Consider the following 25,452-nt stretch of genomic DNA (forward strand, 5'->3'; position numbering starts at 1 on the left):
GCGTTCGCGCTCCACCAGCAGCGGCATCGGATCAGAGGCGGTGACCATCTCCCGCAACGGATGCCGGGACAGCACGTCGTCCACCTCCGGGGACAGCGCCGCCGCGAGACGCCAGGCGGCCGGACGGTCCTCGTCGCGCAGGGCCGCCACGACGTCCAGTACCGGTTGCCTTTGCCGCTCCGGTACTCCGGTGGCCGCCCGCTCGTACAGCCGGGCACCCTCCTCCAGGACCAGCTCGGTGTCGATGCCGGCCGGGATCTTGATCTGGGCGGTGTGCCGCCAGGTCGAGAGGGGGTCGGACCAGGCCTCCACCGTGTAGGTCCAGCGGCCGGGTTCCCCCGCGGTGACGGTGGCGCCCCAGCGGTCGGTGCCCGGGGCGAGTTCGCGCATCGGCGTCCACGGTCCCGGCCGGCCGGCCGGGTCGCGCAGCACCACGTTCGCCGCGACGGCGTCATGTCCTTCCCGGAAGACGGTGGCGGACACCTCGAACGACTCACCGGTCACCGCTTTGGCCGGCCTTCGCCCCTGCTGGACCACGGGGCGTACGTCGAGGACGGGGATACGGCCGAGGGTGGTCCCCCCGGAGGCGGGCGGAGAGCCGGCGCGGCCGGGCGGGGCGTCGGTGGGGCCGGGCGGGGCGTCGGCGGGGCCGGGCGGGCCGGTCACGTCGGCGGCGGGCTCCACCGCCTCCGCGGCTTTCACCGCTTTCTTACCCGTTGCCTTCTTCGAGGCCTTCTTCGCCGTTGCCTTTGCCGCTGCCGTGGCCTTGTTGCTGTTCGGGGGTGCTGACGAATGGTGCATGGCGGGCATGACCGCTCCTGTCCGCGTCAACGTGGGTGTGGGCGGATGGATGTGGGGAGGTGGGTCCTGCGGAGGTGCTGGGTGACGCCTGTGGGGTAGGTACCGGAGGAGCCTTCCCACCCTGTTCGGGTGGGCAATCCGGATACTTTGTTAACTACTCACGCGTATGTCCACCCACAAGACCGGCCTCCTTCTTCCGGGTGCCCGGTGACCGCTTCCGCACGCCCCGACACCCCCACCGGGCGCGTCCCCACCGACGGCCGGGTAACCACTACCGTCGAGACTGACGACGAGACGTACAGCGCGGTGCGTCTCACCCCGTGACGCGCCCGAGGTGGCATGTGAAGGCGATCCGTCGGTTCACCGTCCGTCCCGTTCTCCCCGAACCCCTCCGGCCGCTGAGCGACCTGGCGCGCAATCTGCGCTGGTCCTGGCATGCGGAGACGCGCGATCTGTTCCAGTCCGTCGACCCCGAGGCCTGGGCCGCGGCCGGGGGCGACCCGGTGCGGACACTGGGCCGGGTACGACCGGCGCGGCTGGCCGAACTGGCCGGGGACCGGCGGTTTCTGCGCCGCCTCGGCGCGGTCGCAGACGACCTCGACGACTATCTGACCGGCGACCGCTGGTACCAGACACAGGCCGACGGCCTGCCCGCCGCGGTGGCCTATTTCTCCCCCGAGTTCGGCATCACGGCCGCGCTGCCCCAGTACTCCGGCGGGCTCGGCATCCTGGCAGGGGACCATCTGAAGGCGGCCAGCGATCTCGGCGTGCCCCTGATCGGGGTCGGGTTGCTGTACCGGCACGGGTACTTCCGGCAGACCCTGTCCCGGGACGGCTGGCAGCAGGAGCACTACCCGGTGCTCGACCCCAACGAACTGCCCCTCACCCAGCTGAAGGAGACCGACGCAGCTCCGGCGCAGATCTCGCTCGCGCTGCCCGGCGGCAAGGCGCTGCACGCGCGGATCTGGCTGGCCCAGGTCGGCAGGGTGCCGCTGTTGCTGCTCGACTCGGATGTGGAGGACAACGACCTCGGCGAACGCGGGGTGACCGACCGGCTCTACGGCGGCGGCAGCGAGCACCGGCTGCTGCAGGAGATGCTGCTCGGCATAGGGGGTGTCCGGGCGGTACGGACGTACTGCCGCCTCACCGGCCACCCGGCGCCGGAGGTGTTCCACACCAACGAGGGCCACGCGGGCTTCCTGGGCCTGGAGCGCATCGCCGAACTGTGCGCGGCCGGACTGGACTTCGACTCCTCGCTGGAGGCGGTGCGCGGCGGCACGGTCTTCACCACCCACACCCCCGTCCCGGCCGGTATCGACCGCTTCGACCGGGAGCTGGTGGCCCGGCACTTCGGGCCGGACGCCGAGCTTCCCGGCATCGAGGTGCACCGCGTGCTGCGCCTGGGCATGGAGACGTACCCCGGCGGCGAGCCCAACCTCTTCAACATGGCCGTCATGGGTCTGCGGCTGGCCCAGCGGGCCAACGGGGTCTCGCTGCTGCACGGACAGGTCAGCAGGGAGATGTTCGCGGGCCTGTGGCCGGGATTCGACCCTGACGAGGTGCCGATCACCTCCGTGACCAACGGCGTGCACGCGCCGACCTGGGTCGCCCCGGAGGTGCTGCGGCTCGGCGCCCGGCAGGCCGGTTCGGAGCGGGCCGAGGACGCGCTGACCGTCGGCGGCACCGACCGCTGGGACTCCGTCGCCGACATCCCGGACCAGGAGATCTGGGAACTGCGCCGCACGCTGCGCGAGCAGTTGGTGCAGGAGGTCCGGGAGCGGCTGCGGGTGTCATGGCGCCAACGGGGCGCGGCGGACGCGGAGTTGGGCTGGATCGAGGGGGTGTTGGACCCGGACGTCCTGACCATCGGTTTCGCGCGGCGCGTCCCGTCGTACAAACGCCTGACGTTGATGCTCCGCGACCGCGACCGCCTGATGGAGCTGCTCCTGCATGCGGACCGGCCGGTGCAGATCGTGGTCGCGGGCAAGGCGCACCCGGCGGACGACAGCGGCAAGCGCCTGGTCCAGGAGCTGGTCCGCTTCGCCGACGACCCGCGGGTCCGCCACCGCATCGTCTTCCTCCCCGACTACGGCATGGCGATGGCGCAGAAGCTCTACCCCGGCTGCGACATCTGGCTGAACAACCCCCTCCGCCCCCTGGAGGCCTGCGGCACTTCGGGCATGAAGGCCGCCCTGAACGGCTGCCTGAACCTCTCCGTCCTGGACGGCTGGTGGGACGAATGGTTCCAGCCGGACTTCGGCTGGGCCGTCCCGACGGCGGACGGCGCGGGCACGGACCCGGACCGCCGCGACGACATCGAGGCGGCGGCGCTGTACGACTTGCTGGAGCAGCGGATCACCCCCCGCTTCTACGAGCGCGGACGCGCCGGCCTGCCCGACCGCTGGATCCAGATGGTCCGCCAGACCCTGAGCCTGCTCGGGCCCAAGGTGCTGGCCGGCCGCATGGTCCGCGAGTACGTCGACCGCCTCTACGCCCCCGCGGCGCAGGCGCACCGCGCGCTGACCCCGGACACGGCGAGTGACCTGGCCGTCTGGAAGGCCCGGGTCCGGGCGGCCTGGCCCGGCGTGAGCGTGGACCACGTGGAGACGACCGCGACGAGCGCCACCGCGGAGTTGGGCACGACGGTGGGCCTGCGGGTCCGGGTCGGCCTGGGCGACCTGGCCCCGGACGACGTCGAGGTGCAGGCGGTGTCCGGCCGGGTGGACGCGGAGGACCGCATCGCGGATGCGACGGTCGTCCCCCTGAAGCCGACCGGAGCCCCCGACCTGGAGGGCCGCCTGCTGTACGAGGGCCCCCTGTCCCTGGACCGCACCGGGCCCTACGGCTACACGGTCCGCATCCTGCCCGCGCACCGGTTCCTGGCGTCGAGCGCCGAGATGGGGCTGGTGGCGGTGCCTTCGGAGGACGTGGTGGAGGGGGCGGGGGTTCTGTTGCGGTAGGGCCTGCGGCGAACGTGCTACGGGGTCTTCTTCAGAGCCTCGACGAAGAGGGCGAAGGATCCGGCCGGGACGGTGAGGGTGCCGGCGGCCGGGTCCTTGGAGTCGCGGATGGCTGTGTGGGTGGGGGTGGTGGCTATCTCCACGCACTCGTTGCCGTCGCCCGGGCCCGAGTAGGACGACTTCCGCCAATTGTCCATGGGGAACCTCATAGGTCCTTTGCCAGCCTGTGGATGAGTTCACGCGATTGCTCGGGGTCGAGTGACGCGGCCTCCACCTTACGGAAACTCGTTCGGTAGGTGTTGAGCTGAGCCTCGGAATCGATGAAGGCCGAGCCGTGCAGTGCGTCGCGGACCACAGTGTCCAGCTTGGGCAGCGGGCCACCCACGTACGTCATCGTGCTTGCTGCTCTCGCGAAGCCGTCCAGGTCCAAGGGGATGACGCGCACGGTGATGTGGTCCGCCTCGGAGAGTTCGAGCAGTCGGGTGAGCTGAGCCCTTGACGTCGCGCGGTCACTGACTCTGATCCGAAGTGCCGCCTCGTGGATCACCGCCTCGTACGGAACGGTGAACTCCTGGCGCTCCTTCCGGTGCTGGATGCGCAACTCAAGCTCGCTGCGGGTCAGTTTGGGCGTGGCCCGCAGGCTCCGGCCATACTGGAATCCCTGGCCGCCGCCCTGCGGACCATCGACCCCGACAGTGCCGCAGTCTTCGTGCAGTTCGTCGACTCCTGCCTGGCCGACCCCCAGGCGAAGCAGATGTGGAGGGACCTGATGACGGCGATCCAGTACTTCTGGCGACACCCGCTCGCCGAGCAGGTACGCGAGGAAGGCCGAGAACAAGGCCTCGAGCAGGGGCGTATTCAAGAGTGCCAGGAGATGACGCTTCGCATCCTGGAGTGGCGCGGAATGTCCGTGCCCGATGCCGTCCGTGAGCGCGTGCTGGCCTGCACGGACCTGGAGCAGTTGGAGGTCTGGGCCCAGCGAGCCGTACACGCCAGCAAGGCAGCGGAGCTGTTCGCCGCGGAGTGAGCAGGTGGCCGTCGGGCCGCCCGCTTCTCGGCCCGCGTCGCCTGACGCTGATCGCCCTCCGGGCCGCCTTTGACACACCTCACTCCAACCCGGCCAAGAAGCGAGCGAGCGGCCGGAAAGGTGGTGGCCGGGGATTGGTAGGCGTTGTGGCGAGCTGGGAGGGCGTTTCAATAGGGCCAGTAAATGGGCGGTCCGGCTGGTGAGCCACCTCCAAAGGTGGTCGCTGCCGTCACTCGTCACATCCGCTGGTCCTCGGCCCTGACTACCTACCGGTTACCGCCGAACGAGCGGCGCCTACAATGGCCGGTAAATGTGGTCAAGTGCCTGACCGGTCTCGCTGAGGTTTCCGTTCAGACCTTACTCGCTTGACTGTGGGCAGCGTGCTAGGTCATTCGGAGGATGTGTTGTTCAGCCAGCGGTCCACAGCATGACGTGTCGCTTCGTGGATTGATCTGTCCTTTGTTAGTTTAATGCCCATTTCTCTGAATGATGGGATGCGATGGGCTTCGCGCAAGCAGACGATGTCCGTCCACTCCTGCCCTTGCGACCCTCGAACGATTACTTTTCCATTGACGGAAAGCATCACAAACTCCGGATGCCCCCAGCCGCATCCTGTAACTCCTGCCCTGGCCCCGGACCCGGCGAGATCCCACTCGGATTGCAGCGCTACACGTGCCCACCACGAGGTGTCAGGGCGCTTGTTCTCTACGTCGCGGACAGCGATGAGGAACTGCGGGTCTCCCAGGGTGAAGAAGCCTTGATGGGCACAGAGCATGTACCACTCATGATTTACCCGTTCTTGGAAATCTGGGGCGTCGTTCTCGATGCTTGCGGCCCACTCTTGCCCGTCCGCTGCGGTCGAGTTTGCAAAAGATGCAAGTCGTGGAGGGATGAGGGGGGCGGAAGGGGCCATCATGCCTAGGTACGTCAGGCCTGCCGCGGCAAGGCTATTGGTCAGTTCTGTTTCCTTCATGAAAATCGCCTTGAGTTTGTAGTGGCGGTTTGGCTGGTTAAGGGATCAGCCTCGTGGCCCAAGGGTACGGGATGACCTGATCATAGTTGTGCGAACCATCCTTGCGTCGGCCGAAGTAGGCGATATTTCCATCGCTGTCGACCATTACGCGTAGTTGACTCAGGGGATCTCCGTTGTCGTAGATGGGAGAACCAGCCCATCGTGCCCCTGCGCGTGAATTACCACCCTGATAGAAGTCCGGTACTCTCCTGCCATCGCGAGTTGCTGTCTTCCGCTGCGGATAGTTGGGATCGTTGATCAGTCTGTCCACTAGGTCGTGGACGTCTCGCGGAGTTTCGAACCAAGCCTTACGGTCCGCATTTCCGGTTGTGCGATCCCTGATTGCGTTCGGTTCATAGTTCTCATCCGGGTACCACTGGCTTCCGTTTGTCTGGTCTGGGCATTCGTCAGGGGCGAGTCCCAGGTGGTCTGTCGAAACCGCGGGGTTGTAGATGTAGGTGGCGGGGTTAAGTGCAGGTGCGAGCCCCAGCGGGTCGGGCGTGAGGTAGCGGGCAGTTTCGGGGTCGTAATGACGGAAGTAGTTGTAGTGGAGGCCGGTTTCGGGGTCGTAGTACTGGCCTGGGAAACGTAGGGGTGTGTACGTGGTGCTGTCCGTTGTCCACGCCGTTGTTCCCCACAGGGTGCTTCGGGTGCGCCAGGCTATCTCTCCCTGTTCGTCTATGAGTTCGTTCGGCGTGCCGATCAGGTCGGTGACGATGGCGAAGAAGCGGGAGTCGATCTCCTCCTGTGAGGCATCCGCCGCAGTAATGCGCTCTGTTTGTGACAGGGGGCGCAAGCCCTGGTGGTCCCAGGTGAGGGTGACCGGGTTGGGGAGGGCGGATGAGGTTGTGGTCTGTTCGCAGAGGGTGGTGCCGTCCCAGGTGAAGTCCACCCGCTCCAGGACCGTTTCGCCGTCCTCGGCCAGGCGGAGCTTCGCCGTGCGGCGGCCCAGGGGGTCGTAGGTATAGCGCCAGCGGGTGCCGTCCGGGGTGGTCACCGAGGTCAGGCGGTCCTCGGTGTCCCATTCGTAGCGCCAGGTGTCCGGCTTTCTCGACAGGCGGGTCTTCTGGCGGAGGGTGATGCGGCCCAGGGCGTCGTGTTCGTAGCGGACGTTGCCGGCTCGGGTGATGCGGGTGCCCGTGTACGCGCGGGTTCCGGTCGCCTCCGTGCCCGGGTGGTCCGACGGCCACGCCGCCTGGGTCTGGTTGCCCGCCTCGTCGTAGGCGTAGCGCTCCGTCCAGTTCGCTGCGTGCACCGCTGTCACCCGGCCTGTCGCGTCCAGGTCGAAGCGACGGGTGCCGGAGAGGTGGTCGGCGATGCCGATCACGTTGCCGTCGGCTCGGTAGGTGTACGCCCTGTGCTGGACCGTGCGGCCCTCCGCACCGGTCACCGACTGGGTGGCCAGGCGGCCCAACGCGTCGAAGGTGTGCTCCAGGGAGATCATCTCGCCGATGTGGCGGGACAATTCCCGGCCTGCTTCGTCGTAGGTGAAGTCGATGGATCGGCCTGAGGCCACCATGCCCGTGCGGCGGCCTGCCGGGTCGTACGACCACGTGGTCGTTGCGCCTGTCGGGGTGGTGCGGCCGGTGCGGCGGCCCAAGGTGTCGTATGTGTACGTGACCGCACGGCCGTTGACCGCCTCCGAGTGCAGGCGGCCGTGGCGGTCTCGCAGCAACGTAAGCGTTGTACCGTCGGGGCCCGTCGCCTGGGCCAGCTGGTCCGTGAAGTCGTATGCGTAGCTCGTGACCTGGCCTGCCGCGTCCTTGCGGAGCACCTGACCGAGTTCGTTCCGCTCGAAGGAGACGATCTCGCCGAGCGCGTTCCGGCGGCTGGCAAGGCGACCAGCGGCGTCGTACTCGTACGTCAGCGTGCGGTCGTCGAAGTCCGTCTCCTTCACCAGGCGGCCGGCCGGGTCGTACTCGTACGTCCACGTCAGGCCCTGCGGGTTGGTGACCTCGGTCAGGCGGAGTTCCCTGTCGTGGGTGAACTCGTAGCGGACGCCGTCCGGGCCGGTGCGTGCCGCCAGCAGGTCGAAGTGGGTGTATTCGAAGCGGGAGACTCCGCCCAGGGGGTCGGTGTGGCCGGTGCAGTTGCCCTCGCCGTCGTACGTCCACGTCTCCGTCGTGCCGTCGGGGGCCGTTCGGCGGGCCAGGTGTCCCTCGATCGACCATTCCAGCCGGGTTGCCGCGCCGGTCGGGTCCGTGGTCGCGGTGGGGCGGCCGAGGGCGTCTCGTTCGTAGCGGGTCACCGCTCCCAGCGGGTCCGTGACCTCCAGGGGGAGGCCCGCGCGGTCGCAGACCACCCTCGTCGTGTGGCCCAGCGGGTCCGTCACCGACGTCAGGTGGCCGGCCTGGGTGTACGTGAATCGGGTCGTCTGGCCCGCCGGGTCCGTCACCGATGTGCGGTTGCCCCGCTCGTCGTACGTCTGGCGGATCACCGTGCCGTCCGGGTTCACCACCTTCACCGGCAGGCCCAGGGCGTTGTACTCCGCCCTCGACCCTCGGCCGTCCGGGCGGACGACTGACGTGAGGTTGCCCGCGTCGTCGTAGGAGAACGTCGTCGTGTGGCCCAGCGGGTCCGTCGTGGAGAGCAGGCGGTTGTAGCGGTCGCGGACGTAGCGCGTGGTCGCACCCAGGGGGTTTGTCTCCGCCACCACCTGCCATGTCTTGTTGACCAGGTAGCGGTGAGTGTGGCCCTCGTCCGTCGTCGCGGTCGTGGTGCGCAGGCCCGTTGTCGGGTCGGCGTCCTCGTATGTGAAGCGCAGGGCCATGTGGCCCGCCGAGCCGCCCTCCGCGATGCAGCGGTCCTGGTCGTCGTACTCGTATGTGTAGCTGCGGTCGTTGGTGTCCGTCCAGGACGTGATCCGGCCCCGGTCGTCGTAGGTGAAGCGCAGAGGCACGCCGGAGGAGTTGATGACCTCGGTGAGGTGGCCGTCGGCGTAGGCGAAGCGTTTCAGCTCTTCGCCGGTCGCGGTCAGGTGGTACGCCGTGACGCGCCCTGCGTCCGTGGTGATGCGGACGCCTTGGCCCGCGCTCGTGTGGACGCCGAGTGGGGTGCCGTCCGCGTCGTACTCGAAGGTGATCCAGTTGCCGTTGCGGTCGTCCAACTGCTCCAGGACCGCAAGGCCGGGCCCTCGGTCGGTGAAGTGCCACACCCGGCCGGATCGGGGGTCGGTGACGGTGTAGCCGCCGTCCACCCGGTCCAGCGGCAGGCGCGGGCCGTGGCTCGCCAAGGTGGGCACGCCGGGTGCGGGGTGGGGGTACGACAGGAGCAGGCCGTCCTCCGTGACGTAGACGACTCCCTCCGCGTCGATCTCCAGGCGCTGGTCCAGGGTTGAGGACCAGGACGGGCCGAACCAGCGGCCCAGGTGATAGCCGGACTCGACCCGACGCCCGAGCACCAGAGGCAGTACGCCGGGGAGCGAGACGTCCGTCTGCGGCAGGTACATCTTGCCGGTGGCCAGGTTGACCGGGTCGGTGCCGCCGCTCTCCGTGCTGCTCTCGTCGTGTGAGTGCTGAGGCGGGTCCTCGTTGACCTCGTCCCGAGCGGTCTTCCCGGCCGCGTCCTCCGCCCCCGCCCGCGCCTCCCGCCCGGCGGCCCCCTCCGCCGCCTGGCGCACCAGGCTCGCATCCGCCGCGTCCCGCGCCAGCCCCATCTCCAGTCCGGCGCCGTCGCCCAGGAACACCTGGGGGATCGCACGGCCGCCGAACTCGGACGGGTCCTTCCGGAATTCGGTCCACATGTTCTTCAGGGCCCGGTCGGGATGTGTGCCGGTGGAGATCAGGCCCGTGATCGTCATGTTGACGTTCTGCAGGTACTCGGCGGGGTGGGTGAGGTTGTAGGGGTCGGCGGGGTCCAGACCGCGGACGAAGCTGATCAGACCGGCGGTGCCCTTGACGACGCCGCCCACGAAATGGAGGGCCTCCGTGTTGAGGGCGCTTGCGCCGTCCATGGCGTCCGCCTTCAGCCGGGTGAGCGCGGGTGGTTCGGCGGGGGCGTGGGCGAGGGCCTTGTCCACGGCCCTGGCGGCGCCCTCGGCTGCCGTGTTGCGCTGTTTGCGGGCTTCGTGGAGGAGTTCCCGGGCGTGCTGGATGTCGGCTGTGCCCGGGTCGTGGAACTTACCCGGGCGCGGGCCGGGATCGTCGCCCGATTTCACGGCCGCGTTGTAGGTGTCGACCTTCTTGTTGTAGGCGTCCGCGGCCTCCTTGGAGGCGTTGGTGCCCTTCTTGTACAGGTCGATGGCGTGCGTGGCCTGTTTCAGCGCCCATTCGACGGTCTCGGCGTAGGCGTCCAGAGCCGTGGCAGCGGTGCGGCAGGCGTCCGCCGCCTGCAGCCACTTCACCGGGTGCACGGCGAACTTCTTGCGGAAGGCCTCGGCCGCCTCGCCCTGCCAGGACGAGGAGTCCAGCTTCCGCATGCCCTCGCCGACGTTGTCGAAGGCGGTGTGGAAGTCCTTCAGGTGTGTGGCGGAGGCCCGGATGGCCGCCGGGGAGCCGTGGATCAGGTCCGGGGCCAGGTCGCTGTCGCCGAGCTGCTTCTCTCCCGGGGTCGCGCCCAGCTCGGAGCCGACGTAGTCGCCCGTGAACCTGACGACGTCCGCGGCATCGTGGGCTCCGACGTGGTCCAAGACGTCGCCGGCGAGATCGGAGCCCTTCTCGATTCCCTTGCCGACCAGCTTCTTGCCGGAGTCGTAGAGATGCTCGCCCTCGTCCAGGAAAGCGTTGGTCACGTCCCCCAGGCCCATGCCCATCAGCCCTCACCGCCCTGCTGCTCGGCGGCCTTGGCGCGGGCCTCGGGGGAAGGGCCGAAAGCTCCGTCCAGGAACTTCTTGCGCTCCTCGTCCGGCATGCCGCTGGGCATCAGGCCCAGGTTGGCCCCCGCCTGCGAGGTCACGAGGTCGCGGGAGGCGTCCATCCAGCCCTGCTTGATGTTCTCCCCCGCCTCTTGGAAGGACTTCTTGCTGTAGTCCGGGTGCATGTAGGCGTCGGTGGTGCTGTCGGCCCACTGGCCCCAGCTCATCTTCTCGACGTCTGCCTCGGAGGCGTGCGGATTGCCCACCAGTGAGTTGGCGCCGACCCTCAGGGTGCCGCCGACGTACTGGTCCGTCTCGTACAGCGTGCCCGCGGACAGTCCCACCTCCGCGGCGAAGGCGTTGCCCTCCGCCACCAGGCCGCGGACGCCCCACTCCCAGCGCTCGCAGAACGACGTGAACTTCGACGTCAGCTCCTCGTGGCCGAGATCCATCCCGGACAGCTCCAGCTGCGAGAAGCCCCGCCCGGCTCCTGCCTCGCCGACCATGCCCAGGTCCTTCAACTCGCCCAGCGTCTGGGTGATGCCCTGCGCGATCAGGGCCAGCCCCGCGGCCTTGATGTCCTTGCCGCCGCTCTCGTCCCCGCTCATCGCGGTGTCTCCCCGTTCGTCTCCTCGACGGCCCGGTCAACGGCCGCCGCGTCCGGCACGATCCCCACCACTGGCGGAAAGAGCACGCCTTCGCCGTCGCTGCCCACATCCAGGGCCACACCGCACGGCACCCCTACGGCCGGCACACCGGCGTCCAGCAACCGGGCTCCCAGCCACCTCTGGTACGCCCACTCCCGGTCGCCCTCGCCACGCGCGAGCGCGAAGCGGGACAGGGCCGTTTCGTGGGAGAATGCGTAGATCCAGCGGATGCCGCCGTGGTCGCCCGTCAGGGGCGCGGCGTCGTCGTCCACCGGCACCAGTACCGCCGTGCGGCGGAACATGCCCAGTAACACCGCGAACTCCCGGCGCCTGCGCTCGGCTTCGTCCGCACTGCCGGTGAACGTTGCTGCATGATCGGGCAAACCGGTGCGCTCAGATGCCTTCGGTCCGGCTGCGTCCCGCTGGTCGGTGCGGGCCGGGTCCACGTAGTCGTAGAGCCGTGACCTCGGTATTCGCGCCGCCGAGTCGGCGCCGCCCCCCTGTTCGGTCATGTGCCGGATCATCACATCAGCGCATTGGGCATCACAACGCGAAAAGGGGAGACGGCGAACAGGTCGGCCGGATTCCGACCCCGGTACGCCCGCCCTGCACACGTACGCCGGCGCTACGGCACGAGCAGGTGCAGCCCCGAGCAGTCGTCCCCGCCCGACGGGTCCGGGGCGTACAGCCAGTAGACGCTCGCCAGCAGCAGTAGCGCCAGCAGTACGCCGGCCACCGCGGACGCCGCCGCCAGGCCCCGGCGTTCGCCGCGGGGCAGGGCCGCGAACAGCAGCACGGCGCCGACGGCGCAGGCGAGGCCGGCCCACGAGGTGACGTACATGCGGGGGGAGGGGCCGAGGTAGCGGCAGTGCCGGAAGGTGTCGGAGTCCCAGGTGACGCGGGCGGCGAGCAGGACGGCGGCGAGGGCCGTCGTCAGGGGGACGAGGAGTGACCTCCGGATCATGCTTCTCATACCTCGGACAGGCCCTCGCACAGCCTCCGCAGCACCGCCCCGCACCGGCGGGCGTACGCGTGCTGCAACCCCCGGGTCGCCGGGCCGCCCGCCCTTGCGTACCACTTGGCCGCCTTGCTGAAGGCCGCGATCGTGAGCCAGACCGTGCCGTCACCCGTGCGGTCGACCACGAACACCTCCTCGCCGCATTCGGGGTGGCCTTCCAGGGTGCCGTAGGCCCAGCCTGCGCGGCGGGGTTCCTCCACCGTCCAGACGATGCGGCAGGGGGCCCTGATCAGGGCGGCCAGGGTGACCGTGACGTCGACGCCGGGGGCGGCGCGCTCGGCGCCCGCGTCGATGCCCACGCCCAGGGCGCGGTGCATCTCCCAGGTGAGGACCGCCTCGGCGGCCCGCTGGAAGAGCTTTTCGCCCTCGCCGAGGCGGGTGCGCACGTGCAGGGGGTGGAAGCCGGGCGGGCAGTACGTCAGGTCGTCGCGGGTCGCGCCGACCGGCTCGTAGGTGAAGGGCGCCGAGGACATGGGTCACAAGGGTAGGGCGGACCCGGGAGTGCCTTCCTCCCGGGCCCGCCCGTCCGTCGCTCGGTCAGCGGGTGACGTTGACCGCGGTCCAGGTCGCCGCCACCGTCTTGTACTCGGTGCTGCTGGCGCCGTACAGGTCCGACGCCGCGCTCAGAGTCGCCGCGCGGGCGTCCGAGTAGTCGGTCGTGGAGGTCATGTACTCGGTCAGCGCCTTGTACCAGATCTGCAGCGCCTTGGCGCGGCCGATGCCGGTGATCGCCGAGCCGTTCTTCGTCGGGGAGTTGTAGGTCACCCCGTTGATCGTCTTCGAGCCGCTGCCCTCCGACAGCAGGTAGAAGAAGTGGTTCGCCACACCGGACGAGTAGTGCACGTCCAGGTCACCGACCGAGGAGGACCAGTAGTCCGCCGAGCCGCCGTCCTTGCTGGGCTTGTCCATGTAGCGCAGCGGGGTGCCGTCGCCGTTGATGTTGATCTTCTCGCCGATGAGGTAGTCGCCCTTGTCGGTCGAGTTGTTGGCGTAGAACTCCACGCCCGTGCCGAAGATGTCCGAGGTGGCCTCGTTCAGGCCGCCGGACTCGCCGGAGTAGTCCAGGCCGGCGGTGTTGGCGGTGACGCCGTGGCTCATCTCGTGCCCGGCGACGTCGAGGGCGGTCAGCGGGTCGGTGTTGCCCTCGCCGTCGCCGTAGGTCATGCAGAAGCAGCTGTCGTCCCAGAAGGCGTTGACGTACGAGCTGCCGTAGTGGACGCGGGAGTAGGCGCCGACACCGTCGTTCTTGATGCCGCTGCGGCCGAAGGTGGCCTTGTAGAAGTCCCAGGTCTCCGCCGCGCCGTAGGCGGCGTCGGCGGCCGCGGTCTGGTCGGAGGAGGAGCTGGAGGCGGTGCCGGTGCCGAAGGTGTTGGTCGAGCTGGCCACCAGGGTGCCCTTGCCGGACGTCTTGCGGGCCAGGTTGTAGGTCTTGTGCCCGCCCCGGGTGCTGTCGGTCAGGTTGTACGACGAGCCCGACTGCGTGGTGTTGAGGCTGACGGTCCCGGAGTACAGCGTCTTGCCGGTGCCGGTCGCGTTCTCGATGCCCTGGTACTGGAAGAGCTTCTTGCCGGTGGCGGCGTCGGTGATGACGTGCAGCTGGTTCGGGGTGCCATCGTCCTGCAGGCCGCCGACGACCGTCTCGTAGGCGAGGACGGGCTTGCCGGAGCCGGCCCAGATCACCTTGCGGGCGCCGTTGGCGGTGGACTTGGCCGAGCCGAGGGTCTGGGCGGCGGACACCGCCTGCTTCTCGGCCTTGGCGGCGGTGACCTGCGGCTTGAGCGAGGCCACCTTGATGGCGGCCTTGTTGGCTCTGGTGACGCCTTCGGTCCTGCCCGACTTGGCGGTGTGCACGACGAGGTCGCCGCCGAGCACCGGCAGGCCCGCGTAGGTGCGCTCGTAGCGGGTGTGAACGGTGCCGTCCACATCCTTCACCACGTCCTTGACGACCAGCTTCTCCTTGGCGCCGAGGCCGATGTGCTGCGCGGTCTCGGCAGCGCCGGCCTGCGCCTTCTGTATCAGGGAGGTGCGGGCGGCGGCGGTGAGCGCGGTCGGCGCTGCGGCCGGCGGCTTGGCGGCCGTGGTGCCTGCCGGGGTCTGGGCGGACGCGCCCGTGGCCAGACCGGTGGTGACGAGGGCTCCGGCGGCGACGGCGGTGGCGATGGCCAGAGTGGTGCGCTTGTGACGCGCGTAGCGGGGGGTCACGCAAGCTCCTTCGTGTGGGGAGTCCGGTCAGCGTGGGGTTACTGGCCGGAACGGTGTGGTGAAGCTCTGCGGCGGGTGAAGGAAGAGTGGCATTAGGGCGCGTACATGTCAGGGCCCTGAAGTGATGTTGGCCTAAAGGTGACTGTCCGATAAACGTTTCAGGTGTGTTAACGGGGGCCGCCCGAAGGTGTCTCACCTTCGGACGACCCCCAGTTCCCGGGCCTGTGGCGCTCGGTTTACGGGAACGTCAGCTTCCACCCGTTGACCGTTCCGGTGTCATAGGTGGCCTGATCCTGCACCCTCAATTTCCAGGTGCCGTTGGCCGGTTCCGCGGAGGCGTTGACCGTGTACGTCTCCTTCACGTTGTCCGCCGAGTCCGAGGAGCTGAAGTTCTTCAGGCGGTACGCGGTGCCCGACGGGCCGACGAGGTCGATCACCAGGTCACCCCGCCAGGTGTGCGTGATGTCGACGCTCACCTGAAGGTTGCCCGGCGCGTTTCCGCTCCTGCCGGAGACCGTGATGTTCGAGGTGACGGCCGGCCCGTTGTCCGGGATGGACACCGGGGTGTTGCTCTCGTACGACGTACCGCCGCCTCCGCCGCCACCGGAGCGGGAGCCGACCGCGACGCCCGCCCAGGCGTCCTGCACCGCCTTGTACTCGGCGCTGGAGGTGCCGTACAGCTCACCGGCCGCCGCGAGGGTGCCGGTGCGGGCGCCCGCGTAGTCGGTGGTGGACGTCCACTTGGTGGTCAGCGCCCGGTACCAGATCTGCAGCGCCTTGTCCCGGCCGATGCCGGTGACCGGAAGCCCGTCCGCGGTCGGCGAGTTGTAGCTCACGCCGTTGATCACCTTGGCGCCGCTGCCCTCGCTGAGCAGGTAGAAGAAGTGGTTCGCCGGGCCGGACGAGTAGTGCACGTCCAGGTCGCCGAGGCCCGAGTACCAGTTGTCCTTGGACGCGCCGTCCTTGCTGGGCTTGTCCATGTAGCGCAGCGGGGTGCCGTCGCCGTTGATGTTGATCTTCTCGCCGATGAGGTAGTCGCCCTTGTCGGTCGAGTTGTTGGCGTAGAACTCCACGCCGGTGCCCATGATGTCGCTGGTCGCCTCGTTCAGGCCGCCGGACTCGTCGCTGTAGTCGAGGCCCGCGGTGTTGGAGGTGACGCCGTGGCTCATCTCGTGCCCGGCGACGTCGAGGGCGGTCAGCGGGTCGGCGTTGCCCGAGCCGTCGCCGTAGGTCATGCAGAAGCAGCTGTCGTCCCAGAAGGCGTTGACGTACGAGTTGCCGTAGTGGACGCGCGAGTACGCGCCCACGCCGTTGTTCTTGATGCCGCTGCGGCCGAACGTGTTCTTGTAGAAGTCCCAGGTCTCCGCCGCGCCGTAGTGGGCGTCCGCGCCCGCGGTGGCCGCGTTGGACGTGGTGCCGTTGCCCCACGTGTTGCCGGCCTGCGAGAACAGGGTGCCGGTGCCGGACGAGCCGTGGTTCAGGTTGTACGTCTTGTGGTTGCCGCGGTCGCCGTCGTTGAGCGTGTACGTCGAGCCCGACTGGGTCGTCGTCAGCGAGACCGTGCCGCTGTACTGGGTGTTGCCGGTGCCGGTCGCGTTCTCGATGCCCTGGTACTCGTAGAGCTTCTTGCCGGTGGCGGCGTCGCTGATGACGTGCAGCTGGTTGGGGGTGCCGTCGTCCTGGAAACCGCCGACGACCGTCTCGTAGGCCAGGACGGGCCTGCCGCTCGCCGCCCAGATCACCTTGCGCACGGAGTCCGCCGCCGACCTGCTGCCGCCGAGGGCCTTGGCCCGCTGTACGGCCTGCTTCTGGGCCGCGGCCTTCGACACGGCCGGGGTGAGACCGGCGACCTTCAGCGTGGCGCCGGTGGCCTTGACGACGTCCATGGTCTTGCCCGACCTGGACTCCACGACCAGGTCGCCGCCGAGCACCGGAAGGCCGGCGTAGGTGCGCTCGTAGCGGGTGTGCAGGGTGCCGTCGGCGTCCTTGACGACGTCCCGGGCGACCAGCTTCTCCTGGGCGCCGAGGCCGAGGTTCCGGGCGGTGGCGGCCTGGGCCGAGTCGGCCTGGCGTATCAGCTCGGCGCGCTGCGAGGGCGTGAGCTTGACGGCCACGTGGGCCGGATTCACCTTGCCGGGCTGGGGCTTCGCCGGTGCGGCGCTGGCCGCGCCGGACTGGACGGCGGCGGCGATCAGGGCGGCGACACCGGCGAGGGCGACGGTGGCGGTGCGGCGGTGGGCCGTGGGGCGCGGTGCTGTGTGGGAGGTGCGTCTGCGAGAGGAACTGCTGCTCACACTGACTCCTTCTGCGTGACCGCGGGTCGCGCGGCCAGGGGAGACCGGACGGTGGGTTGGGACGTCCGGGCAGAACAGGGCGTTACGCGGAACCACGTGCAGGCCGGCTCACGCGGAGCAGATGAAGCTGTGGGGTTGCTGTGAGTCGGCCAGGGAAGAGTGACAGGGGATCAGCGCACCTGTCAGGACTGCGTCACAAACTTGGCCGGAAATGGTTCGTTGACCGGATGTTCATGTTCGTTATGCGGACCGGTCACCGGGGCAGGGGCCCGGCGCCCCGGGCTGCCCGGCGGTGTCCCCGTGCCAGGTGCGCCACAGCGCCGCGTAGGCGCCGTCGGCGGCCACCAGGTCCTCGTGGGTGCCCGGTTCGTCAGGAGGTCGTTCTCCATGACCGCCACCCGGTCGGCGTCGTGGGCCGTGTGCAGGCCGGTGCGCGATGGTGATGACCGTACGGCCCTGGAGGACGGCGGCGAGCGCGCGTTCGGCGTGCCGGGCCGTCGTGGGGTCCAGCAGGGCGGTGGTCTCGTCCAGGATCAGGGTGTGCGGGTCGGCGAGCACCACACGGGCCGGGGCGAGTTGCCGGGCCTGGGAGCCGTCGGTGGGCGGCCGCCCGTGCCCAGCCGGGGGTCGAGGCCGTCCGGCAGCTCACGCACCCAGTCCTCGGCGCCGGCCGCCGCGAGCGCCGCCCACAGGTCGGTGTCCGTGGCCTCCGGTTCCGCGATCAGGAGGTTGTCCCGGACCGTGCCGAGGAACACATGGTGCTCCTGTGTCACCAGGACCACCTGGCGGCGCAGCAGCTCCGGCTCCAGTTCGGCGACCGGCGACCGGCGCCCCGCCCACCGTCACCGGGCCGGTGCCGGGCCGGTCGACACCCGCGAGCAGCCGGCTCAGCGTCGTCTTCCCGGCGCCGGAGGGACCCACCACTCCGTCCCCCGATCGGCGCGCCCCGCTGGGAAACGCCGAACCTGTCGGGGGCGGGGACGCCCGCTCCATCGGTTAACGGGGCTGCACCGGACCTCCTCCGGTCCGTACGCCGGACGCGGGCACGGCCTAGCCCAGGATCCCCCGGTCGTACCCCACCGCCACCGCCGCCGCGCGGTCGTTGACGCCGAGCTTGGCGTACAGGTGGGTGAGGTGGGTCTTGACCGTGGCCTCGCTGATGAACAGCTCGCGGGCGATCTCGCGGTTCGACGTGCCCTTGGCGACCAGGGTCAGCACCTCGCGTTCGCGCGCGGAGAGGGGCTCGGCGCCGGGCCGGCGGGGGGTGCGGACCGCGTGGACCAGACGGGAGGCGACCGCCGGCGAGAGGACCGTACGGCCCTCGGCGGCGGCCCGGACCGCGGTGAAGAGTTCGTCGCGCGGGGCGTCCTTGAGGAGGTAGCCGGTCGCTCCCGCCTCGATCGCGGGCAGGGTGTCGGAGTCGGTGTCGTAGGTGGTGAGTACGAGAACCCGGGCCCGGGTGCCGCGCCGGGACAGCTCGCGGATGGCGTCCACGCCGGAGCCGCCGGGCATCCGCAGGTCCATCAGGACGACGTCCGGGTCCAGGGCCGCGGCCCGGTCGACCGCCTCCAGGCCGTTCGCGGCCTCGCCGAGCACGGTGAAGCCGGGGGCGGACTCGAACATGCCGCGCAGGCCGTCGCGGACGACCGGGTGGTCGTCGACGATCAGCAGGGAGACAGGGGTTTCAGCGGTCATCGCGTACCAACGGTACGCGAGCCGACACCGCCGTGCCGTTCCCCGGCTCCGACTCGACCGTGAGCGAGCCCGCGATGCGTTCGGCGCGGGCCCGCATGCCGTCCAGGCCGAAGCCGCCGCCGCGGGTGCGCTCCGGTACGGCGGCCGGGTCGAAGCAGGTGCCGTCGTCGCGGATGTCCAGCGTGACCTCGTCACCCATGAAGGACAGGGTCACCCCGACCCTGGCCGGGCGGGCGTGCCGGGCCGCGTTGGACAGGGCCTCCTGTGCGATGCGCAGCAGCGTCGCCGAGACCTCGTCGTGCAGCTGCTCGGTGGTGCCGGTGACGGTGAACTCGGCGCGTACTCCGGTGCGTTCACCCCATTCGGCGACCGTCTTCTTCAGCGCCTCCGGCAGCCCGTCGGCGGCCAGGGCGACCGGGGCGAGGTTGTGCACCGAGCGGCGGGCCTCGCCGAGGCTGTGCCGGGCGAGCGCGGAGGCACGCTCCAGGTGGGTGCGGGCGGTGGTCAGGTCGGGGGCGTTCGCCACGACCTGGAGCTGGGCGATGATCCCGGTCAGGCCCTGGGCGATGGTGTCGTGGATCTCGGCGGCCAGCCGGCGGCGCTCGTCGGCGACGCCCGCCTCCCGCGCCTGGACCAGGAGTTGGGCGTGCAGAGCCGCGTTCTCGTCCAGGGCCTGCTGCAACGCCATGTTGGTGCGCTCCAGTTCGCCGATGGTCTCGGCCTGGACCATGGAACGGGCCTGCTCCTGCAGGGCGTACCGGGTGAACACGCTGACCATGCCCATGTTGACGGCCAGGACGAGGAAGAAGCCGACCCACAGGAACAGCCCGTGTGGCGGCCAGCCGCCGATCTCGCTGCCGGACATGGTGACGGCGGTCAGGAAGAGACCGGGCAGGACCAGCCGGTCCGGCAGGTCCCGGGTCGCGGTGTAGTAACCGGTCACCGCGTAGAAGGCGAAGAACGGGTTGGCCCAGGTCAGTACGAAGGCGATGGCCCAGCGCAGCAGGTAGAGGCAGACACCGGTCCGGCTCGGGTCCGGCCGCTTCCGCCTCACCCGTCCCCAGTACAGCTGCAGTAGGACAGCCGCGGGCACGAGGACGGCGCAGACGACCATACCGGGCCGGTCCATGCCGACCGCGCGGGCGGAGAGCGCCGTCGCGACGGCACCGACGGCCAGCAGCGCCCAGGGCCCCCACGTGTCGAACGAGGCCCGGTACTGCTGGAGCGGGGTGTTCGTCATGCTCCCAGTCTCCGGCACGGCCCGCTCACTCCCAGCGGAACCAGCGCGCCGCCCCCGCCGTCAGCAGCACCGTCCAGCCGGCGAGCACGCCCAGGTGGTCCCAGCCGGGCCAGTCCCCGGCCGCCGCCTCGCCCAGGGCGCGGGCCGCCGCGCCGAACGGGGTCAGCTGCACCACACGGGCCAGCGTGTGCGGCATCTGCTGCACCGGCAGCCAGACGCCCGCGCAGAACATCATCGGGAAGAACACCGCCGAGCCGATCGCGCTCGCGATCCTCGTGGTGCGGGACAGCGCCGAGACGACGGAGCCGAGGGCGAGGGCCGCCGCCGTCGCGAGGAGCAGCGCCAGCAGGTACCCGGCCGGCTGCTCGGGCAGCGTCACGCCGAAGGCGAGGCGGCCGACGGCGAGCGCGAGCAGGGCCGAGGCCAGCGCCACCGTGCCCTGCACGACCATCTGCGCGGACAGCAGAGCCGAGGGCCGTACGGGGGTGAGCCGCATCCGGCGCAGGATGCCCCGCTCCCGGTGGCCGGTCAGGGCCTGGGGCAGCGACTGCACACCGGACATGATCAGGGCGATCAGTACGGCGATGGGCACGTAGGCGTCGACCGGCCGCAGCCCGCCGAGCGACGTGTCGGCCTCCCGGAACGACGGGATCGAGCCGAGGATCACCAGCAGCAGGGTCGGGAACAGGAAGATCCAGAACACGGCGCCGGGTTCCCGGCGGAACAGCCGGAACTCGGTGCGCAGGACAGCGGTGTTCATGCCGCGGCCTCCTTGGTCAGGTCGAGGAACGCGTCGTCGAGGGTGGCGTCGGTGACGCGCAACTGGTGGGCGGTGACGCGGTGGCGGGCGAGCAGGGTGATGACCGCGTTCACGGTCTCGTCGGTGCCGGAGAGCGTGATCCGGCCGTCCTTGCGCTCGACCGAGGCGATGGCCGGGAGAGTGGTGAGGTCGTGGTCGTCCAGCGGGGCCGACGGGGTGAAGCTGATGACGGTGGCGCCCGCCGACCGGCGGATGAGCCCGGCCGGGGTGTCCAGCGCCGCGACCCGTCCCTTGTCGATCACCGCGATGCGGTCGCAGAGCCGCTGCGCCTCCTCCATGAAGTGGGTGACGAGCAGCACGGTGACCCCGCTCGCGCGGACGTCCTCGATGAGCTGCCAGGTGTCGCGGCGGGCGCGCGGATCCAGGCCGGTGGTCAGCTCGTCCAGCACCACCACCCGCGGGTTCCCGATCAGCGCCAGCGCGATGAAGAGCCGCTGCCGCTGCCCGCCGGACAGCTTGGCGAACCGGGTGCCGAGCCTCGGGGCGAGACCGAGGCGTTCGGCGAGTGGCCGCCAGTCGGCCGCGTCCGGGTGGAAGGAGGCGTACAGCTCCAGCGCCTCGCGCACGGTCAGCTTGGGCTGCAGCTCGCTCTGCTGGAGCTGGGCGCCGAGGATCCCGGCGACCTCGTCATGGCCGGCGACGGGGTCGTACCCGGCGACCCGGATCCGGCCGGCGTCGGGCACCCGCAGGCCCTCGACACACTCCACGGTGGTGGTCTTGCCGGCGCCGTTCGGGCCGAGGATCCCGAAGATCTCGCCCTCCTCGACGGCGAAGGAGACACCGTCGACGACGGCCCGGCCGCCGTACGACTTTCGGAGATCGGTGACTTCGATGACTGATGGCATGCCCTGAGAATCCCGGTCGGGCGGGGTCCGCCACATCGGCCGGCCCGCTCGAAGCGGCATCGTCCGATCGGTTGACGCCCGCCTACGACCCTTGCGCGCAATCCGTGTGCGAGGGGTCGAACACGCAGGTCGTAGGAGCGAGGGCGGACCGGGGTCCGGCCGAAACCCAGTGGGCGATGTCAGTGCCGGTCCGTACGCTCGCGGTGATGCCCACGACACGTGCAACCACCGAGACCGACCGTTCCGCCGTACGCACGCTGCTGCGTCTGTGGCCGTACGTCCGCCCCGTGCGGGCGCGGTTGGGCACGGCCGCGTTCGTCGCGATCGTCGCCTCCTGCGCCGGGCTGGTGATCCCGCTCGTCCTCAAGTGGATGGTGGACGGGCCGGTCGCCGACCGGGACCCGGCGGGAGTCTGGCTCGGTGCGCTGTGGCTGCTCCTCCTCGGCATCGCCGAGGCGGTCCTGTTCGGCGTCCGGCGCTGGCTGGTGGCCCGGCCGCTGTCGCACGTCGAGGCGGAGATGCGGGCGGGGCTCTACCGGCATCTGCAGCGGCTGCCCGTCGCCTTCCACGACCGCTGGGCCTCCGGCCAGCTGCTGTCGCGGGCCACGACGGACCTGATGCTGCTGCGTCAGTTCCTCGCCTTCCCGCTGACGTTCCTGCTGGTCAACGGCGTCACGATCCTCGTCGGCGTGGTGATCATGCTGATGCAGGACTGGGTGCTGGGCCTGGTCATCCTCGGTCCCGCGATACCCGTGATGTGGACCTGCGCGGTCTTCGAGCGGCGGTACGCCGAGGTGGCCCGGCGGGCGCAGGACCAGGTCGGTGACCTGACGACGGTGGTCGAGGAGAGCGTGCTCGGCATCCGCATCATCAAGGGCTTCGGCCGGCACCGCAGCCAGGCGCGGGCGTTCCGCGAGCTGTCGGTCACCCTGCGCGGCACGGAGCTGCGCAAGGCGCGGCTGCTGGCCGCCATCTGGGGTGTCATGGTGACGCTGCCGGAGCTGGCTATCGGGGCGGCGCTGGTGCTGGGCGCGGTCCGGGTGGCCGACGGTGACCTGTCGGCGGGCACACTGGTGGCCTTTCTGAGTACGGCGCTCGCTCTGCGGTGGCCGGTGGACTCGATCGGGTTCCTGCTGGCGATGAGCCAGGAGGCGGCGACGGCGACGGAGCGGTACTTCGAGGTGCTGGACGAGGTGCCGGAGGAGTCGCCGGCCGGAGGTGGGGACGCTGACCCGCGCCGGCGGGGTGCCGCCGCGCCCACCCGTGCCGCCGCGGCCACGAAGGGACTTCTGTTCGAGAACGTCCAGTTCCGCTACCCCGACGCGCCCCCCGACTCCCCACCCCTCCTCACCCACATAGACCTCCACGTCCGCCCCGGCGAGTCCATGGCCCTGGTCGGTGCCACCGGCAGCGGCAAGACCACCCTCACCGCCCTCGTCCCCCGTCTGCACGAGGTCACCTCCGGCCGTATCACCCTGAACGGCGTCGACATCACCGCCATCCCCCGCGAGGAACTGCGCGCGAAGGTCGCCGTGGCCTTCGAGGAACCCACCCTGTTCTCCACGAGCGTCGGCGAGAACGTGCTGATGGGCGCAGCGGACGGCGCGGGAAGGGCGGACCTCGACCGCGCGCTCGCCGTGGCGCAGGCCGACTTCGCGCACGCCCTCCCGCAGGGCACCGACACCCGCGTGGGCGAGCACGGCCTCAGCCTCTCCGGCGGCCAGCGCCAACGCCTCGCGCTGGCCCGGGCGGTGGTCGGCAGACCGGAGTTCCTGGTGCTGGACGACCCGCTGTCCGCCCTGGACGTGCACACGGAGGCGGCCGTGGAGGCCGCGCTGCGGCAGGTCCTCGCCGACACCACCGCGCTGATCGTGGCCCACCGCCCGTCGACGGTGCTGCTCGCCGACCGGGTCGCCCTGCTCGCGGACGGCAAGATCGCCGCCGTCGGCACCCACCAGGAACTGCTGCACAGCAACGCCGAGTACGCGCATCTGATGTCCGGGCACGAGGAGGACCCACGTTGACCACCACGACCGCCTCCACCCCCACGGCCGAGGACGGCGAACTCCCCGGCCCGCCCGGCGCCGGGGGCGGCAGCGAGCCCGGCGACGTCTTCGACCGGGACGTGCTGCCCGCCCCGCCCGGTGCCACGGCCGTCCTGCTGCGCTCCCTGCTCGCGCCCCTGAAGGGCAGGGCCGCCCTCACCACCCTCCTTCTGCTGCTGCAGCAGGCCGTGGCGCAGGCGGGCCCGCTGCTGGTGGCGTACGCCATCGACACCGCCGTACCGGCGTTCCGGGACCACCGCCACGGCCCGCTGGTCGCCGTGGCCGTCGGCTATCTGCTGTGCGCGCTGCTGTCCGGCTTGCTGCAGTGCGCGTTCATCGAGGCCTCCGCCCGGGTCAGCCAGGACGTGCTGCTCGATCTGCGGGGCCGGATCTTCCGGCACGCGCAGGCACTGAGCATCGACTTCCACGAGCGCTACACGTCGGGCCGGCTGATCTCCCGCTCCACGACGGACGTCGAGTCGCTGCGCGAGCTGCTGAACGACGGGCTGCAGGAGCTGGTGACCGTCGTGCTGTCCTTCGTCTACATCTCGGCGACGCTGCTGTGGCTGGACCTCGGCCTGGGTGCGGTAGCGGTGGCCTCCTTGGTGCCGCTGTACCTGCTCGTCCGGCTCTACCAGCGGCGGGCGGGCCGGGTGTACCGGGCGCGGTCCACGGCGATCGCTGCGGTGATCGTGAAGTTCGTGGAGACGATGAACGGCATCCGTCCGGTGCGCGCCTTCCGCCGCGAGGCCGCGAACGACGCCGAGTTCGCCGTGCTGAACCGGCGGCACGAGCGGACGAACGGGGACGCCCTGCTGGAGATGGCCCGCTATGTGGTCGGCTCGCGGCTGGTGGCCAACACGGCGGTCGCGGGGATCGTGCTGTGGGGCGCCTACCGGGTGGCGACCGGCTCGCTGGAACTGGGCGTGCTGGCGGCCTCCGTCCTCTATCTGCGCCGCCTGTACGACCCGATCGACCGGCTGGGGATGTTCCTCAACTCCTACCAGTCCGCGGCGGCCTCCCTGGAGAAGATCGCCGGGCTGCTGGCGCAGACCCCGTCCGTGCCGGAGCCGGCACAGCCGCGCGAACTCCCGCCCCTGAAGTGCGGCTTGCCGGGACGTGAGGTCGTCTTCGACGGCGTCCGCTTCGCCTACCGCACGGGCGGCGAGGTGCTGCCCCGCTTCGATCTGACCCTGCCCGCCGGGCAGACGGTCGCCGTGGTCGGTTCCACGGGCGCGGGCAAGTCCACCCTCGCCAAGCTCCTGGCCCGCTTCTACGACCCCTCCGACGGCCGTGTGCTGCTGGACGGGGTGGATCTGCGCGAGCTGCCCGTGCCCGAACTGCGGCGCGGGGTGGTCATGGTGACCCAGGAGGCGTTCCTGTTCTCCGGCACGGTCGCGGACAACATCGCCATCGGCCGGCCCGACGCCACCCGCGAGGAGATCGAGCGGGCGGCGAAGGCGATCGGCGCGCACGAGTTCGTCAGCGCGCTGCCCGACGGCTACGACACGGACGTGCGCAAGCGCGGCGGGCGTATCTCCGCCGGGCAGCGCCAGCTGGTCGCCTTCGCCCGGGCGCTGCTCGCCGACCCGGCGGTGCTGATCCTGGACGAGGCGACCAGTTCCCTGGACGTCCCGGGGGAGCGGGCCGTGCAGCGGGCCATGGCGACGGTGCTGCGGGGCCGTACGGCGGTGGTGATCGCGCACCGGCTGTCCACCGTGGAGATCGCGGACCGGGTCCTGGTGATGGAGCACGGCCGGATCGTCGAGGACGGCCGTCCCGGCGAACTCGTCGCCGGGACGGGCCGGTTCGCGGACCTCCACAAGGCATGGCGGGACAGCCTGGCCTGAACCGGTCCGGGGGCTCCGGTTCAGCGAGCGTTCACGCGGGCTATGGTGGGTGGTTCACGAGCCGTCATGCCCTCTGCCGGGTCGCCCTCCGGGCCCTCGCCGGCCCGTCATGGACGCCGTGTCAAGGCCGCGTCAACACCTCGTCTCCCGCCGCTCTCCAGCGGATAAACGTTCAACCAAAGGTGCCCTCGGTCGGGCAAAGGG

The 25,452-nt window shown here is 70.4% G+C and carries 19 protein-coding genes and 1 pseudogene; 4 read left to right on the plus strand and 16 right to left on the minus strand.

The features are described from left to right. Nucleotides 1–810, minus strand: an 810-nt coding sequence (locus ACZ7GZ_RS25790; protein ID WP_471027704.1) for a maltotransferase domain-containing protein, incomplete at its 3' end; no start/stop codon positions are given. A 332-nt stretch (nt 811–1,142) separates the two neighbouring features. Here ACZ7GZ_RS25790 and ACZ7GZ_RS25795 point away from each other — a divergent pair. Then, on the plus strand, nt 1,143–3,761 hold the full coding sequence (locus tag ACZ7GZ_RS25795; protein WP_471027706.1) for a glycosyltransferase family 1 protein: 2,619 nt from the start codon (nt 1,143–1,145) through the stop codon (nt 3,759–3,761). Between the two features lie 17 nt (nt 3,762–3,778). On the opposite strand, the gene ACZ7GZ_RS25800 is transcribed toward ACZ7GZ_RS25795, so the two are convergent. Further along, the gene (locus tag ACZ7GZ_RS25800; RefSeq protein ID WP_471027708.1) at nt 3,779–3,958 is read right to left on the minus strand and encodes a DUF397 domain-containing protein; all 180 of its coding nucleotides are present in this window, start codon (nt 3,956–3,958) and stop codon (nt 3,779–3,781) included. Between the two features lie 8 nt (nt 3,959–3,966). Beyond that, nucleotides 3,967–4,623, minus strand: a complete 657-nt coding sequence (locus tag ACZ7GZ_RS25805; RefSeq protein ID WP_471027710.1) for a Scr1 family TA system antitoxin-like transcriptional regulator — start codon at nt 4,621–4,623, stop codon at nt 3,967–3,969. 12 nt (nt 4,624–4,635) lie between these two features. On the opposite strand from ACZ7GZ_RS25805, the gene ACZ7GZ_RS25810 reads away from it, so the two are divergent. After that, nucleotides 4,636–4,788, plus strand: coding sequence for a hypothetical protein (locus tag ACZ7GZ_RS25810; protein ID WP_471027711.1), 153 nt, complete (start codon nt 4,636–4,638; stop codon nt 4,786–4,788). A gap of 388 nt (nt 4,789–5,176) precedes the next feature. On the opposite strand, the gene ACZ7GZ_RS25815 is transcribed toward ACZ7GZ_RS25810, so the two are convergent. The 13 genes and pseudogenes from ACZ7GZ_RS25815 to ACZ7GZ_RS25875 form a co-directional block, all read right to left on the minus strand. Further along, nucleotides 5,177–5,761: a hypothetical protein gene (locus ACZ7GZ_RS25815; protein ID WP_471027712.1), complete on the minus strand. Its 585-nt coding sequence runs from the start codon at nt 5,759–5,761 to the stop codon at nt 5,177–5,179. 37 nt (nt 5,762–5,798) lie between these two features. Continuing rightward, the gene (locus tag ACZ7GZ_RS25820; protein ID WP_471027841.1) at nt 5,799–10,544 is read right to left on the minus strand and encodes a putative T7SS-secreted protein; all 4,746 of its coding nucleotides are present in this window, start codon (nt 10,542–10,544) and stop codon (nt 5,799–5,801) included. Nucleotides 10,545–10,549: 5 nt separating this feature from the next. Then, nucleotides 10,550–11,200, minus strand: coding sequence for a hypothetical protein (locus ACZ7GZ_RS25825; RefSeq protein ID WP_471027714.1), 651 nt, complete (start codon nt 11,198–11,200; stop codon nt 10,550–10,552). Next, nucleotides 11,197–11,751, minus strand: coding sequence for a hypothetical protein (locus tag ACZ7GZ_RS25830; protein WP_471027716.1), 555 nt, complete (start codon nt 11,749–11,751; stop codon nt 11,197–11,199). Before ACZ7GZ_RS25830 ends, ACZ7GZ_RS25825 begins: the two co-directional genes overlap by 4 nt. Nucleotides 11,752–11,864: 113 nt before the next feature. Further along, a complete protein-coding gene (locus ACZ7GZ_RS25835; RefSeq protein ID WP_471027717.1) occupies nt 11,865–12,203 on the minus strand; it encodes a hypothetical protein in 339 nt (112 codons plus the stop codon). 5 nt (nt 12,204–12,208) lie between these two features. Further along, on the minus strand, nt 12,209–12,730 hold the full coding sequence (locus ACZ7GZ_RS25840; RefSeq protein WP_471027718.1) for a DUF1990 domain-containing protein: 522 nt from the start codon (nt 12,728–12,730) through the stop codon (nt 12,209–12,211). A 64-nt stretch (nt 12,731–12,794) separates the two neighbouring features. Then, nucleotides 12,795–14,459, minus strand: coding sequence for a M4 family metallopeptidase (locus tag ACZ7GZ_RS25845; protein WP_471027719.1), 1,665 nt, complete (start codon nt 14,457–14,459; stop codon nt 12,795–12,797). 236 nt (nt 14,460–14,695) lie between these two features. After that, entirely contained in the window at nt 14,696–16,753 is a 2,058-nt protein-coding gene (locus ACZ7GZ_RS25850) for a M4 family metallopeptidase (RefSeq protein WP_471027720.1), read from the minus strand. Nucleotides 16,754–16,993: 240 nt separating this feature from the next. After that, nucleotides 16,994–17,677: pseudogene (locus ACZ7GZ_RS25855) on the minus strand (ATP-binding cassette domain-containing protein); the annotation flags it as partial. Nucleotides 17,678–17,803: 126 nt separating this feature from the next. Then, nucleotides 17,804–18,448 carry a response regulator gene (locus ACZ7GZ_RS25860; RefSeq protein ID WP_471027721.1) on the minus strand — a complete coding sequence of 215 codons (645 nt, stop codon included), beginning with the start codon at nt 18,446–18,448 and terminating at the stop codon, nt 17,804–17,806. Next, on the minus strand, nt 18,438–19,688 hold the full coding sequence (locus tag ACZ7GZ_RS25865; protein ID WP_471027722.1) for a sensor histidine kinase: 1,251 nt from the start codon (nt 19,686–19,688) through the stop codon (nt 18,438–18,440). The genes ACZ7GZ_RS25860 and ACZ7GZ_RS25865 overlap by 11 nt, the downstream gene beginning before the upstream one ends. A gap of 25 nt (nt 19,689–19,713) precedes the next feature. Further along, nucleotides 19,714–20,448 carry an ABC transporter permease gene (locus ACZ7GZ_RS25870; RefSeq protein ID WP_471027723.1) on the minus strand — a complete coding sequence of 245 codons (735 nt, stop codon included), beginning with the start codon at nt 20,446–20,448 and terminating at the stop codon, nt 19,714–19,716. Next, nucleotides 20,445–21,353, minus strand: a complete 909-nt coding sequence (locus ACZ7GZ_RS25875) for an ABC transporter ATP-binding protein (protein WP_471027724.1) — start codon at nt 21,351–21,353, stop codon at nt 20,445–20,447. Before ACZ7GZ_RS25875 ends, ACZ7GZ_RS25870 begins: the two co-directional genes overlap by 4 nt. Nucleotides 21,354–21,559: 206 nt before the next feature. Here ACZ7GZ_RS25875 and ACZ7GZ_RS25880 point away from each other — a divergent pair, with 206 nt between their 5' ends. Next, nucleotides 21,560–23,377: an ABC transporter ATP-binding protein gene (locus ACZ7GZ_RS25880; protein WP_471027725.1), complete on the plus strand. Its 1,818-nt coding sequence runs from the start codon at nt 21,560–21,562 to the stop codon at nt 23,375–23,377. Beyond that, nucleotides 23,374–25,248 (plus strand): ABC transporter ATP-binding protein, encoded by a 1,875-nt coding sequence (locus ACZ7GZ_RS25885; protein ID WP_471027726.1) that lies wholly within the window; start codon nt 23,374–23,376, stop codon nt 25,246–25,248. The genes ACZ7GZ_RS25880 and ACZ7GZ_RS25885 overlap by 4 nt, the downstream gene beginning before the upstream one ends. Nucleotides 25,249–25,452: the final 204 nt, after the last annotated feature.

The organism is Streptomyces sp. NPDC037288, assembly GCF_055603265.1.

Bases quoted from the DNA above. Each gene is read 5' to 3' on its own strand.
- ACZ7GZ_RS25870 (WP_471027723.1), bottom strand. From the start codon at position 20,448: ATGAACACCGCTGTCCTGCGCACCGAGTTCCGGCTGTTCCGCCGGGAA.
- ACZ7GZ_RS25860 (WP_471027721.1), bottom strand. From the start codon at position 18,448: ATGACCGCTGAAACCCCTGTCTCCCTGCTGATCGTCGACGACCACCCG.
- ACZ7GZ_RS25815 (WP_471027712.1), bottom strand. From the start codon at position 5,761: ATGAAGGAAACAGAACTGACCAATAGCCTTGCCGCGGCAGGCCTGACG.
- ACZ7GZ_RS25820 (WP_471027841.1), bottom strand. From the start codon at position 10,544: ATGGGCCTGGGGGACGTGACCAACGCTTTCCTGGACGAGGGCGAGCAT.
- ACZ7GZ_RS25835 (WP_471027717.1), bottom strand. From the start codon at position 12,203: ATGATCCGGAGGTCACTCCTCGTCCCCCTGACGACGGCCCTCGCCGCC.
- ACZ7GZ_RS25830 (WP_471027716.1), bottom strand. From the start codon at position 11,751: ATGACCGAACAGGGGGGCGGCGCCGACTCGGCGGCGCGAATACCGAGG.
- ACZ7GZ_RS25810 (WP_471027711.1), top strand. From the start codon at position 4,636: ATGACGCTTCGCATCCTGGAGTGGCGCGGAATGTCCGTGCCCGATGCC.
- ACZ7GZ_RS25880 (WP_471027725.1), top strand. From the start codon at position 21,560: ATGCCCACGACACGTGCAACCACCGAGACCGACCGTTCCGCCGTACGC.
- ACZ7GZ_RS25825 (WP_471027714.1), bottom strand. From the start codon at position 11,200: ATGAGCGGGGACGAGAGCGGCGGCAAGGACATCAAGGCCGCGGGGCTG.
- ACZ7GZ_RS25875 (WP_471027724.1), bottom strand. From the start codon at position 21,353: ATGCCATCAGTCATCGAAGTCACCGATCTCCGAAAGTCGTACGGCGGC.
- ACZ7GZ_RS25800 (WP_471027708.1), bottom strand. From the start codon at position 3,958: ATGGACAATTGGCGGAAGTCGTCCTACTCGGGCCCGGGCGACGGCAAC.
- ACZ7GZ_RS25865 (WP_471027722.1), bottom strand. From the start codon at position 19,688: ATGACGAACACCCCGCTCCAGCAGTACCGGGCCTCGTTCGACACGTGG.
- ACZ7GZ_RS25840 (WP_471027718.1), bottom strand. From the start codon at position 12,730: ATGTCCTCGGCGCCCTTCACCTACGAGCCGGTCGGCGCGACCCGCGAC.